Source organism: Cohnella sp., from assembly GCF_041641335.1.
Classification (GTDB): Bacteria; Bacillota; Bacilli; order Paenibacillales; family Paenibacillaceae; genus Cohnella.
In genome coordinates this window covers 1-11,825 of sequence record NZ_JBEPYQ010000148.1, presented here as the reverse complement: position 1 = coordinate 11,825, position 11,825 = coordinate 1, and the positions used below count along the sequence as shown (strand labels likewise).

Annotated in this window: 11 protein-coding genes and 1 pseudogene; 3 read left to right on the top strand and 9 right to left on the bottom strand. The window is 56.7% G+C overall.

The window, feature by feature from the left end:
• Both ACESLM_RS29425 and ACESLM_RS29420 read right to left on the bottom strand, forming a co-directional pair.
• Positions 1-536 (bottom strand): nitroreductase family protein (locus ACESLM_RS29425; RefSeq protein WP_372638031.1); only part of this gene is annotated, 536 nt, incomplete at its 3' end.
• A gap of 17 nt (positions 537-553) precedes the next feature.
• Positions 554-1,345 carry an iron-siderophore ABC transporter substrate-binding protein gene (locus ACESLM_RS29420; protein WP_372638029.1) on the bottom strand — a complete coding sequence of 264 codons (792 nt, stop codon included), beginning with the start codon at positions 1,343-1,345 and terminating at the stop codon, positions 554-556.
• Between the two features lie 520 nt (positions 1,346-1,865).
• Between ACESLM_RS29420 and ACESLM_RS29415 the strand changes: the two genes are divergently transcribed.
• Complete coding sequence (locus ACESLM_RS29415) at positions 1,866-2,357, top strand: hypothetical protein (RefSeq protein ID WP_372638026.1); 492 nt, start codon at positions 1,866-1,868, stop codon at positions 2,355-2,357.
• A 6-nt stretch (positions 2,358-2,363) separates the two neighbouring features.
• On the opposite strand, the gene ACESLM_RS29410 is transcribed toward ACESLM_RS29415, so the two are convergent.
• From ACESLM_RS29410 to ACESLM_RS29400, 3 genes are all read right to left on the bottom strand, one after another.
• Complete coding sequence (locus tag ACESLM_RS29410) at positions 2,364-3,968, bottom strand: ABC transporter substrate-binding protein (protein WP_372638023.1); 1,605 nt, start codon at positions 3,966-3,968, stop codon at positions 2,364-2,366.
• A gap of 165 nt (positions 3,969-4,133) precedes the next feature.
• Positions 4,134-4,697 carry a DNA-3-methyladenine glycosylase I gene (locus ACESLM_RS29405; RefSeq protein WP_372638020.1) on the bottom strand — a complete coding sequence of 188 codons (564 nt, stop codon included), beginning with the start codon at positions 4,695-4,697 and terminating at the stop codon, positions 4,134-4,136.
• 380 nt (positions 4,698-5,077) lie between these two features.
• Positions 5,078-5,443 (bottom strand): helix-turn-helix domain-containing protein, encoded by a 366-nt coding sequence (locus ACESLM_RS29400; protein ID WP_372638018.1) that lies wholly within the window; start codon positions 5,441-5,443, stop codon positions 5,078-5,080.
• Between the two features lie 348 nt (positions 5,444-5,791).
• Here ACESLM_RS29400 and ACESLM_RS29395 point away from each other — a divergent pair, with 348 nt between their 5' ends.
• Positions 5,792-6,496 (top strand): response regulator transcription factor, encoded by a 705-nt coding sequence (locus tag ACESLM_RS29395; protein WP_372638016.1) that lies wholly within the window; start codon positions 5,792-5,794, stop codon positions 6,494-6,496.
• A 60-nt stretch (positions 6,497-6,556) separates the two neighbouring features.
• Here ACESLM_RS29395 and ACESLM_RS29390 read toward each other — a convergent pair.
• The 4 genes and pseudogenes from ACESLM_RS29390 to ACESLM_RS29375 form a co-directional block, all read right to left on the bottom strand.
• Positions 6,557-6,697 (bottom strand): annotated as a pseudogene (locus ACESLM_RS29390) (hypothetical protein); the annotation flags it as partial.
• Between the two features lie 46 nt (positions 6,698-6,743).
• Positions 6,744-7,559 (bottom strand): ABC transporter transmembrane domain-containing protein, encoded by an 816-nt coding sequence (locus ACESLM_RS29385; RefSeq protein WP_372638013.1) that lies wholly within the window; start codon positions 7,557-7,559, stop codon positions 6,744-6,746.
• On the bottom strand, positions 7,556-9,397 hold the full coding sequence (locus tag ACESLM_RS29380; RefSeq protein WP_372638011.1) for an ABC transporter ATP-binding protein: 1,842 nt from the start codon (positions 9,395-9,397) through the stop codon (positions 7,556-7,558). Before ACESLM_RS29380 ends, ACESLM_RS29385 begins: the two co-directional genes overlap by 4 nt.
• Before the next feature lie 20 nt (positions 9,398-9,417).
• The gene (locus ACESLM_RS29375) at positions 9,418-10,350 is read right to left on the bottom strand and encodes an ABC transporter substrate-binding protein (protein WP_372638008.1); all 933 of its coding nucleotides are present in this window, start codon (positions 10,348-10,350) and stop codon (positions 9,418-9,420) included.
• A gap of 186 nt (positions 10,351-10,536) precedes the next feature.
• On the opposite strand from ACESLM_RS29375, the gene ACESLM_RS29370 reads away from it, so the two are divergent.
• Positions 10,537-11,511 carry a helix-turn-helix transcriptional regulator gene (locus ACESLM_RS29370; protein WP_372638004.1) on the top strand — a complete coding sequence of 325 codons (975 nt, stop codon included), beginning with the start codon at positions 10,537-10,539 and terminating at the stop codon, positions 11,509-11,511.
• The last annotated feature ends 314 nt before the right edge of the window (positions 11,512-11,825 follow it).

The window sequence follows — 11,825 nt, the reverse complement described above, 5'->3', positions numbered from 1 at the left end:
CTCCGCCCGCCGCCGCGGCCGGGGTTTCGGTTCTTGTCGGGATAATAATACCCAAGATGAAGCGTTCCGGCCACCTTCTCTCCGGACTTCACTCCGACTTCTTGGCGAAATTTTGGATCCCAATTGTATTCGTTAGTTTTCCAGACGACTCCGATCCCTTCCATCCACGCCAGCAACTGAAAGTTCTGTATAAACGCCGCGCATGCCAATAGAGCTTCCTCGGCTTCTCTCGGCCGCGGCTCTTCCTTGACGACGACGATCAGATGCGCGTTCGCGTTCTCGCAATAGTCCTTCTCCGCCTTCTCGCCGTACTCCTCGAGCTCCTGCCGAGTGTAGGTCTTGAGAACGGCGCGGGCAAACTTTTTCCGTCCATCTTCAGAAAAAAGGATAAATCGCCACGGCTCCTTGACGGAATGATACGGCGCATACACTGCATCATTCAGCAATTTGAGCAGCACCTCGTCCGGAATCGGGTCCCGGCGGAATTGCCTGATCGTTCTTCTCTCCCGCACGGATTGGGCTAAAGGCTCATACATCGATAATCGACCCCGTCCTAGGAATTGTGCTTCTCAAATACGTCTACGATTTCATCGATGACAAAGGCGTTCGCTACGGGAGAGAAGCCGAAGTTGAACCACTCTTGATCATCCACAAGGTATACTCGTCCGTTTTTGACCGCGTTGAGACTTTTCCATATCGCGCTGCCGGACATTTCTTCGTAGGCTTGCTTCGCTGCCGCAGCCTCGTTGCCGCTGTCTACTTGGAGAATAATATGATCCGGGTTGTATTCCGGCAGCATCTCCAAAGAGATCGCGAGAACGCCCTCATTCTGCGGAAACGCCGCTACCGGCTTTAAGCCCAATTCGCCGTGAATGATTTTTCCCCTGCTCGATTGTTCGCCTATCATAAAGGTTCCCTTAGGAATGATCCGCATATAGCTGACCGTTTCGTCGCCAATCAACGCGTGAAGCTTTTCTTTGGCCTCCGCCGTTTTGCGCTCGTATTCCCGGATTACCTGATCGGCTTGATCCGTTCTGCCAAGCGCCTCCCCAATATCCCGAAGCTCGTCTCGCCAATCGTCCCGGTCCGGCAGCAGCACCGTCGGAGCGATTTTCGCCAATTGGTCGTAGCTGTTCTCGTCCCGCCACGCCGGGGATAAAATGAGATCCGGATCCGCGGCCAACATCGCTTCGAAGTTCGGACTGTCGACGTTCCCCAGCTTCAATACGTCCTTGAACGCCCCTTGGAAATAGGACGGGAATTGCTCGTGATAACTTTCCGCCGCAACGGGAATGACGCCCAGCGCGTACAAGAATTCCGGGTAAGTCACCGTCGTTCCGATCACCCTGCCAGGCTCCGCAGGGACCTCGATATCTCCTTTGATGCTCTTGAAGGTACGCGGCGGTAAGGCAGACGCAGCATTCTCCGACGTCGCCTTCACGTTTTCTCCCGTTGCCTCCGCTCCTCCCGGCGAAACCGGAGACGAAGACGGATTGCTCGTACCGCAAGCGGCACCCAATAACAAAAATATCCCCGCTGCCCAACCTGCAATGATTCTGCTTGTTCGTGACATTCTGTGTATTCCTCCATCTTCATTCGACAATAATAATCATTCTCATTATAAATAACTCAATGAAATTGTTGTATGGAGGATACGGAACGAAAATTTGTACATTTGGGAAGTGCGATTAATCGGGCCGAAGCCGTTGGCGCTAGACGTGATGAATTTTCATTCGAAATTCAGCTGTTCCATTGGCTCAAGATATACGAACACACGTTTCTTTTCACTTTGTGCTATGGTATAATAAGATATACTCCGTGCAGAAAGGAAGCCGTTCATGAGCGAACAAATTCTGAATCAGATTTTGAGCGAAATCCAAACGGTTAATCAGCGTCTTGACCGCATCGAATCGGAGCAGGCATCTTTCAAACAAGACGTAAGCCGGCGTTTCGACCACGTCGATCGGCGGTTCGAAGGCATCGAGTCGGAGCAAGCATCTTTCAAACAAGACGTGAACCGGCGTTTCGACCACGTCGATCGGCGGTTCGAAGGCATCGAATCGGAGCAGGCATCTTTCAAACAAGACGTGAACCGGCGTTTCGACCACGTCGATCGGCGGTTCGAAGGCATCGAATCGGAGCAGAAATCGCTGCGGGACGAATTGCGCGAATTCCGTGAAGAAACCCGTACAGACCTTCAAGTCCTGAAAGCCGGGCAGACAGGCATCCGCAATGAAATCACTGATCGATTCAATGAAGTCAAGACGACCCTTAATCGCCATGAATATTCCATCGAGATCTTAAACCGCCGGCAATTTCAGCTTGAAGCCGATGTCGAACAACTCAAACATCGATAACGCGTTTCATACCTGTCGAGAACGCTTCTCCAGTCTGCAGACGATATCGTCGATGGCGCAATTGGTCGAGAGAGGCGAAAACGAAAAATTGTACCACACCTTATCGTCCACGAGATAGACTTGCTTTTTCGCCGCGTTTGTCTCGTTCTGCCAGATACTCTTTAACCACCGATCGTATCGTTTTCGAACGACCGCGTCTTGTCGATCCAGATGAAGAAAAATATGATCGGCATCTACGGCCGACAGCGATTCCGGGGTCATGAGCATACCCGGCCTTGCGTTCTGAATGGAATGGGCCGGTTTCAGCCCCAACTCGCGATGAATCATTTTTCCCCGGCTCGAATGCTCGCCGAAAACGACGATACCTTCTCTTGTCAACCTTGTATACATCACGGTCTCGTCGCCAACCATTACGCGCAGTTTTTGTCGCGCGCCGGCCACTTTTGCCTCATATTTCCGAATGATCTTTTCGGCTTCTTTTCTTCTTCCCAGCAAATCCCCCATATCCCTTAGTTCATCCCGCCAATCCTCCCTCTCCGGCAGCAGAACGGTCGGAGCGATCCGGGAAAGCTCCTCATAATGCCGTTGATCCTTCCAGGCGGGAGCTAGGATCAAATCGGGCTTGGCCCAACGAATTCTCTCGTAATCTGGAGTTCTCTCATCCTCAAGCCTCGGCAAGTCCTTGAACGGCCCCTCCAAATATGCGGGAATGCCGCCGGCGAACTTAGGGACGGCGACCGGCGTAACGCCAAGCGAATACAGAAGCTCCGGATAGGTCACGGCAATGCCCACATAACGCCGATTCCGAACATACCCTCGCGGAGACATCCCGACGGTTTGCTTAAACCGGCGGCTGAAATAATGCTCGTCCTGGAAGCCGACAAGACGGGCGACCTCGTAAAGACTGCCCGGATGAAGAGGAAGCAGCTCCTTCGCCCGGCGGATGCGAAGCTCGGTCAAATAATCGATCGGATTTTGACCCGTTATCTCTTTGAATAAAGCGCCGTACCAGCGCCTGCTCATATTGGCCATTCGCGCGAGCTGTTCAACGGTGACCGGTTCGTGGAAGCGTTCGTTTAAATGCCGGATCGTACGTTCAACGACTCCGCGAGCATCCGAATCGCGAGCATCCGCCTTCGAACGGCTCAAGATCTCATACAACGTCTGCTGAAACCGGATATGTTCCTGGAAGGCGTCCAGCCGGTCCGAGACCAAACCGTGCTCCCGTTTCCAATTCAGCGATTGCAGCCAATCGTTCAACGGGGCAAAAGGTTCGAAGGTCGCTTCTATTATCCTTCCGAAAAAACCATCCTCGTCCCGCTCGACCCAGAAATCCAACCGGTACAAGCCCAGGGGCGACATCCCCTCGCTCATGATCCGAAGCGATCGATGAGGGGGCACAATCAGGCATTTGCTCCGAGCGACCGCGAAAGGTTCTCCGTCGACGTTTAACGTCCCTTGGCCTTCCGTCGCAACGAACAGCGAATGAACCCCGGGACGCGGGATCGAAGGCCGCCCTTCGGTAGACGTCCCGTCCATGACGCAGATCAATTCGGTTAAGCATACCGCGGGCGGCAACCCAACGGCCTGCCCTTCATCCGATCTCGCCATACCGCGAACCCTCCTTTCCGGTTAACGTCCCCGAAATCCCAAATACGAAAATTCGCTCGCGGGCAGACCTTTCACGCCGGGCTTGCAGACGAACAAGCTCACCGCAAGCGGCTCTGTTGCCAATTGTTCTTCGGCACATGCCTTCGATATCGACCCAATGCGGTTCTATCTGGCCTTTCTATAGCAAAAGCAGCTCATTACATGATCGTTCACCATACCCGTCGCCTGCATGAAGGCATAGCAGATCGTGCTGCCGACGAATTTGAAGCCGCGCTTCCGCAGATCCTTGCTCATCGCGTCGGAAATGCCGGTTCGCGCCGGCACATGCTTCAGCTCCCGCCAGCGGCCGACGATCGTCTGTCCGCCGACGAAGCTCCAGATGTAACGATCGAAGCTGCCGAACTCCTCTCGTACGCGCATGAACGCCTGTGCGTTGCCGATCGTCGAGGCGATCTTCAGCCGGTTGCGAATAAGTCCTTCGTTCTGCAGCAGCTCGGCTGCCTTCGACTCGTCATACGCCGCAACCTTCTCGAAGTTGAAGCCGTCGAACGCTTGCCTGTACGCCTCGCGCTTCTTCAGCACGGTGTACCAGCTCAACCCCGCCTGCGCTCCCTCCAGGGTGATCATTTCGAACAGCTTCCGGTCGTCGTGAACGGGTACTCCCCACTCCTTATCGTGATACTCGACGTACAGCGGATCCTCGTTTACCCAACCGCATCTCTCGGTCACCGGTATCCCCCTCTCGCAACGAACGTTTGTTCCCTGTCGATTATACAATACAAGGGGCGTTGCGGACAAGCGGTAACACCTATCTAATTAATAATGATTATCATTTCTGGCATGATGAAGACAAAACCCGAAAAGATGAAAAATACTATGTCTGCTACTCAACGAAAGTCAGACATCTCTCAATTCGTCCGGGAGAGAAGATCGATTCGCAGTTGCCGGTTTCCATTCAACGACCCGCTCTCCCTCGACGGTCAGCTCTACTGACGGCGAAGCGGCTTCCATTGGCTCCTTGTTCCGAAACGAACAATCGCCGCCCTGCCGGATGCGGAATCCGGAGGGCGGCGATTGACGGATCGGGGAACGCGGGTCGACGATCGGCTTCAGCCGAGTTCGGTCAGGGGCGACTGGCCAAGCGCCTTCTTGCCTTTGCGGTCCGACGGGGCCGCGCCGGTCATCCGCTTGAACATGCGGCTGAAATAATAGGGATCGTCTACGCCCACCCGCCTGGCCACCTCCTTGACCTTGATCGGAGAGATCTGCAGCAGCTCCAGCGCGCGCTCAACGCGCAGACCCATCATATATTCGAAAGGAGAACGCCCCGTATACTTCTTGAATACCCGCGAATAATGCTCCGGAGTCAGACCGGCCAGCGCGGCCAGTTGGTCCCTCGTGATCTTCTCCTGCAAGTGGCCTTTCATATAAATGATAGTGGCTTCGATCGTGTCACGCGATACGGCTCTTCTCATGACGGTACATCGCCTCCTTATCCCGTTTATTATCAATGATAATCATTATCAATTAAATTATAGTGGAATCGGAACAGGTATGCAAATGATTATTCCGCATGATCTGACGCAAGTCACGGCTCGTTACGATAATATTTTCCAGCCACTCGCCCGCTGCCGCTTGTACAAGCCTCCTTGAGTTCAACGATTTTTTCGATTATAATTGATAATGATTATCATTATCTATTGTCCAGTGAACTGGGACTGTCGAGAAGACGCAAACGAGCGCGCAGGCCAGAAAAGCCTTCATCGTGCGACTTGACTTGCTGGCCGGCGGTCCGCGTAAGCGAACGATAAGGAGGCAAGTCGATGTCCACCGCGCAAATATTGATCGTCGACGAGGAAAGACATACGAGAAGTACGTTAGGCCGCTACCTGAAACAAGAGGGCTTCAGCGTTCTGGAGGAGTCGCACGGCTTAAACGCCCTGCGCCGTCTCTCGAGCAGAAGCTTCGATCTGGTCGTGCTCGACATCCAGTTGCCCGGCATCAACGGGCTGGAACTGTGTCATATTATCAAAAGCGGGAGCAACACGCCGGTCGTCTTCGTATCCGGGAAGGAGAGCGAGCAGGACGTAATCGGCGGTTTCCGGGCAGGAGCGGACGATTTTGTGGCCAAGCCGTTTAGCCCGCGCGAGGTCGTCCATCGCATCAGCGGAATTTTGTACCGTACGTCGGCGCAGGGCCATCGCCTGCCCAAAGCGGGACCTGTCAGCCCGATCTCCCTCCCCCGTCTCGGAATGGACCCCAGCACGCGAAGAGTCGCGGTGGACGGAGCCAGACTGGAGCTGACCGTCAGGGAGTTCGAACTGCTCTACTACATGGCCGCCAACTTCGGCAAACCTTTCTCCCGCGATCAGCTGATCAGAGCGGTGTGGAAATACGCCTTCCAGAACGACTCCCGAACGGTGGACACCCACATCAAGCGCCTGCGGGAAAAAATGAACGCCGCTTCGTCCGGTTCCGGCGATCTCATCCAGACGGTGCGAGGCTTCGGCTACGGCATGATCGGATAATATAAAAACGTCAGGACAGCGTTTTGTCCTGACGTTTTTTTGCGGTTTCGTCGAGCGGCGTTACGCCAGCTGCCCGAATTGCGCCTGGTGCAAGCGGCTGTATACGCCTCCCGCGGCGACCAGTTCGCGATGGCGACCCTGCTCGGTGATGCCTTCCTCGGTCACGACGACGATACGGTCCGCGTCCTTGATCGCCAGCATCAGCGCGAAGGAACCGGCCAGCGTCATGATCGCAATAAATAAATTCTCAGGCCCGTGATGAGCCATCTCCCCGATCATGTTCATATCGTTCCGAGCGGGTCAGCAGCATCGCGCCCATAATGAGCGGCCCCATCCGGCCTTCCAGCCGAATCGAGGCCCGCTTCAGCCGCTCGAAGGAAAGCCTCAGCCGCTCGAAGCGCTCTCCGCCCATACGATGGGCTTTAATTTCGCGAATGCCGCCCAAGTATTCCTGGAGACGGCTCGCGGCCTCGTTTTTGGCCCGGACATGGCGTTCGCTTAACCGCGCCTGCACCGAATCCGTCAGCCAGAGCAGCAGCAGCCCGAGCGGCACGGCGGCGAACATCGCCAGCGACATCCTCCAATCGGCGAAGGCAAGCCCCGCCAACGCCAGCAGCGGCAGCACGATCCCGCTGATCAGTTGCGGCACGTTGTGGGACACCGTATGCTCGACCTGGCCGTAGTCGCTCAGCAGCAGGTTCGTCGTGTCGGCCGGATCGCGCCTGCCGAAATACCCCAGCGACAGATGGCGCAGATGCTCGGCCAGCTTCAGCCTGCCGGACGCCGCCAAGCGGTAGGCCGTCTTGTACGACTTGTCGTAGAGCCTTCCATACGCCGCGTACGATACGAACAGCCAAGCGATCAGAGCGGCGCACGCGGCCCACAGCCTCCCGGTATCGAGTCCCGCTTCCGGCTCGGCAAAAGCGCGATAAACCGTATGGAACAGATCGACCAGCAGCGCCGCGGGAACGACCTTCGCGATTCCGTCCAGCAGCGCGGCGAAGGCGGCGGGCAGCAAGCTGCGGACATGGCCGCCCGATATATTATAGAAGTAACGATTCATTGCCCGCTCCCCTCCCTCGCGGCGGTGCCGGCGGCAATCGGCGCTCCCGTCCTTCCCAGTCTCCAGGAAGCCGCGCTCGTATGGGCCAGCCACATCTGCTCGTACAGCCCGTTCCGCTTCCGCAGCTCCTCATGCGTTCCCCGTTCCGCGACTTCTCCCTGCTTGACGACGAGAATCTGCTCCGCGTTCCGAACGGCAGATAGCCGATGAGCGATAATCAGCACCGTTTTTCCTATCGCCAGCTCGGCCAGCCCCTTTCGAATGTTGCTCTCGTTCTCCGCATCCGCGTAGGCGGTCGCTTCGTCGAGCACGAGAATCGGGGCGTTCTTCAGCAGCGCCCGGGCAATGGCGATCCGCTGCACCTCCCCTCCGGACAAATACGTTCCGCCTTCGCCGATTTTCGTATCGTAGCCGCCGGGCAGCTTCTCGATGAAGCCGTGGCAGCAGGCCGCCTTCGCCGCGGCCTCTACATCCTTCCTCGACGCGGCGGCATTGCCCATCCGGATATTCTCCTCGATCGTGTCATAGAACAGATGCACATCCTGAAACACGAAGGACACCGTCTCCATCAGCTTCTCCGTGCCGATGTCGCGAATCGGAACGCCCCCGATTTTAATGACGCCTTCCTGCACGTCCCAGAAGCGCAGAAGCAAATTCGCGATCGTCGACTTGCCGCCGCCCGAAGGGCCGACGAGCGCAGTCGTTTCTCCCTGCTTGGCGACGAAATCGATTGCTCTCAACGCCGGTTTGTAATCCTTGCTCTCCATGTTGTCGTATGAAAACGACACCCGTTCGAATGAGATCTCGTACGAGACGGGCGCAAGGGGGCGAAGAGGCTCCTCGACGGGCGCTTCCGCCAGAACGGCGGCAATCCGCTTGTTGCCCTCCACGATCTCCCTCATCGCGCCTCCCGCATACATCAGCTTCAGCAGCGGCGCAGACAAGCTTGGCGTTACGATCAAGAACAGAATAAACGTCACAGCGAACGCACGGCTATCCGCGCCGCCGCTCGCCAGAGCGACGCCTACAGGCGCCGCGAACGTAAACAGCGAACTGGTCAGCACGAAAAAGACGCTGTACGGCGTTTTGTACAGATCCGTAATGCGGATCGAAAGGTCGCGATAGCGATTAACGGCCGACCTGAACGTGAGAAAGTCGTCCGCCTTCACGCCGAACACTTTGACCGCGGGCATTCCCCGAACGTATTCGATGCCCGTCGCGTTCATCTCCTCCGTCGCATACTGGAACTCCCGGTACGCCCGGCGTCCGCCTTCGCTGCCGAACATCCGCGCCTGCAGCCAGAAACCGAAGCCGATCGGAACGAGCAGCGCAAGAGCCAGCCTCCAGTCCAGCCAGATCAGGCCGCCGACGAACAGCAGCGGGACCGCGACCGCGCTGACGATGTCGGGCAGCTGGTGCGCGATGAACTTCTCGATTTTCTCAACGCTGACTTCGATGATTTTTTTCAATTCTCCGGTTGCCGTTGTCGTATGGTAACCCATCGGCACTTTGGCGACATGTTCGGCCAGCCGCACGCGGAGCCGATACAAAATATCGAAGGCGGCAATATGCGAACACATGACGCTGACGTACATGGCGGCCAGCGCCGCGGCCAGAGCAACCAGCGCGGCAACTCCCCCTTGCAGGAGAAGTTCCTTGTCCAAGCTGGCCGGGTTCCCCGCATGCTTCAACAGTTCCTCGACAATGACGTACACCGCCGCGAACGGAGCGATCTGCAGCAGGCTGGACACAACGGAGAAGACGCTTGCCGCGATCAGCAGTCCCTTCTTCTCTCCGGCGATTTGCAGCAATCCCGACACTTCCGATTTGGCGTTCATCCGTTAATCACCCGGCTCGATCAGGATTGCTTATCCATAATCAGCGTTCCGATGCGATCGAGCAGCTCCATGCGGCCAAGCGCCGTGAAGGCGTAGTTGTAGTTGTCGACGTTCGTAATCTTGTACACGTTGCCCTTCTTCACCGCGCTGATGCTGCTCCATACCGGGCTGTCCTCCATTTTGTTCTCGCTGTTTTCCAGGAAAATCAAATGGTCGGGGTCAACGGACGTCAACGCTTCGAGGCTGGTCTCCAGCCCTCCCCACGGTTCGGGCTCCGGAATGCCTTCCGCCGGCTTCAGCCCCATGTCCCGGTAGACGATCTCGGCCACGCCCGACAAGGAGTAGATAACGATATTGCCGGGGTAGGTTTCGATCACCGCGAAGGTTTCGTCGCGAACGGCCGGTTGCAGCTTGCTCTTCCATTCCTCCGCTTTTTGGTCGTACTCGGCAAGCCACTTCCGCTCCTTGTCCTCTTCTCCGAAAAGCCCCGCCAGGAAAACCAGTCGCTCCCGCCACTCGTAATAAGGATGCGGCACTTGGACGGTCGGGGCGATCTTGGACAGCTGTTCGTACAACTCTTCGTTGAACAGCTTGCCCAGCAGAATCAGATCCGGCTTGACGGACGCGACGACCTCCAGGTCGATCGGCATTCCATACCATCCGAGATTGACCGTGTCGGCGCTTAACCGCTCCTTGATCGTCGGCGAAAACTGCTTGGGATCGCCGTAATCGGCATTGGCCGATGCCGCCGGATTGACGCCCAGCACCAGCAGTTCCTCCGTCGAGCCCGACAGATCGACGATCCGGCGCGGCTCTGCCGGAATCTCGATACTCCGGCCTCGCCCGCTGTCGACCGTTCTGACTTCATCTTCACCGACGGCCTGCCGCGTTTGGCCGCAAGCCGTTACCGCCAACAGACCGCTTAACAAAATTGTAACCGCAACTCGTTTCATCTTCTTTCCCTCCGCTGATTCCATAATTGATTTCTTCTCCGAAGTTGGCTACAATTTCACTCATAGCCAGCCGGAAATGATAATCATTATCAATTAAACGAAGGCAGGTCTCAATAGCTTCGCATTCCTTTCGTCATGAAGCGGAAGCTTTCCGTTTTGTCGCGGTAATCGGAGGAGGGACAATCGTTGAAAAGCATACTCGATTCCTTGTACTTGCCCTATCTGTCCAAAATAGGCTTCTCCCTTGCGAAAGATTGCGAACCGGGCGGCGGCGTCCGCTACGAGCTCGATCCTGCGCTCGGCGCCGGCTCGGTCTGGGTGTATCCGGTCGACCATCTGTTCGCGATTACGATCAACGACCTCGTATTCCGCTGCGACGTGTCGCTTCGGTACGATCAGCCGTCGTTTCTGAACGTGGGCATCTACGGGGAACCGGCCGCCTCCCTGCCGGACGGACGCGCGGCTTGCGGCGGCGAGAGCCTTGCCGGCTACGTCGGGTACGTGCATGAATACCAAATGCTCGTTTCCCGCGGCGTTCCCGTTCGCAGCGTCGGAATCAATCTGATGCCCGCCTTCTATAAGGGGGTGCTGCCGGGAAGGTTCGCGGAGGAAATTCGCGCGCTGCCCGAAATCTGCTCCATGCTGGACGGCAGCGTCGCCATCCCTGAAGCCGCCGCGGCGCTGAGGCAAATTCGTTCTTTCCGGCCGTCGGCCAAGATGGCCAGCCTGTATTACGAGAGCAAGGTGCTCGAAATCGTCTCTTGGCTCGTACAGTGGGGGCTGGATCGGAAAGCGCATCTCGCCTCGGCTCGTCGCTCGGACGGAGATCTGGACTCCCTTGAAGCGGTGCGCGAGCATATCCGGCGCCATTACGCCCGGCAGCAGCCGCTCGACGCTCTGGCCAGGCTGGCCCACATGAGTCCAAGCGCATTGACGAGCGGTTTTAAGCGGGCTTACGGAATGACGATGACGGAGTATGCGCAGTCGGTTCGTATCGAGAAGTCCAAGGAGATGCTGCTAAATTCGAGGAAAGGAATCAAAGAGGTGGCGCAAGCGGTAGGCTACGGCAAACATGCCAGCTTCACCGAGCTGTTCAAACGGATGACCGGGCTTACGCCCAAGGAGTTCAGGAGAAACACCGCTCCGGACCGGTTCGGCTAAAGCTCCCGATTCTGGCTGCGGCTCCGGCGAATAGGTAGATGGCAAATGAAACGAAAATAAGAGGAATCCGCTTGTGGCAGGCTCCTCCGAAATGCGATCCGCGTATATCGCTCCGCAGGCCTGGGAAACACTGATTCTATAGGCCTGCCGTCCGAACAAGCGAAGTTCTGGCGGATCAATGGAGGGAATTCTCAATGCCTTTGCGTCAAATCGCGGTCAGCCTGCTCCTCTTTGTATCTCTGCTGATCGCCGCTTTCTACCTCGACTCTCGCCTGAACGACGATCCGGGACTCGAACGGAACGAGACGGATCCG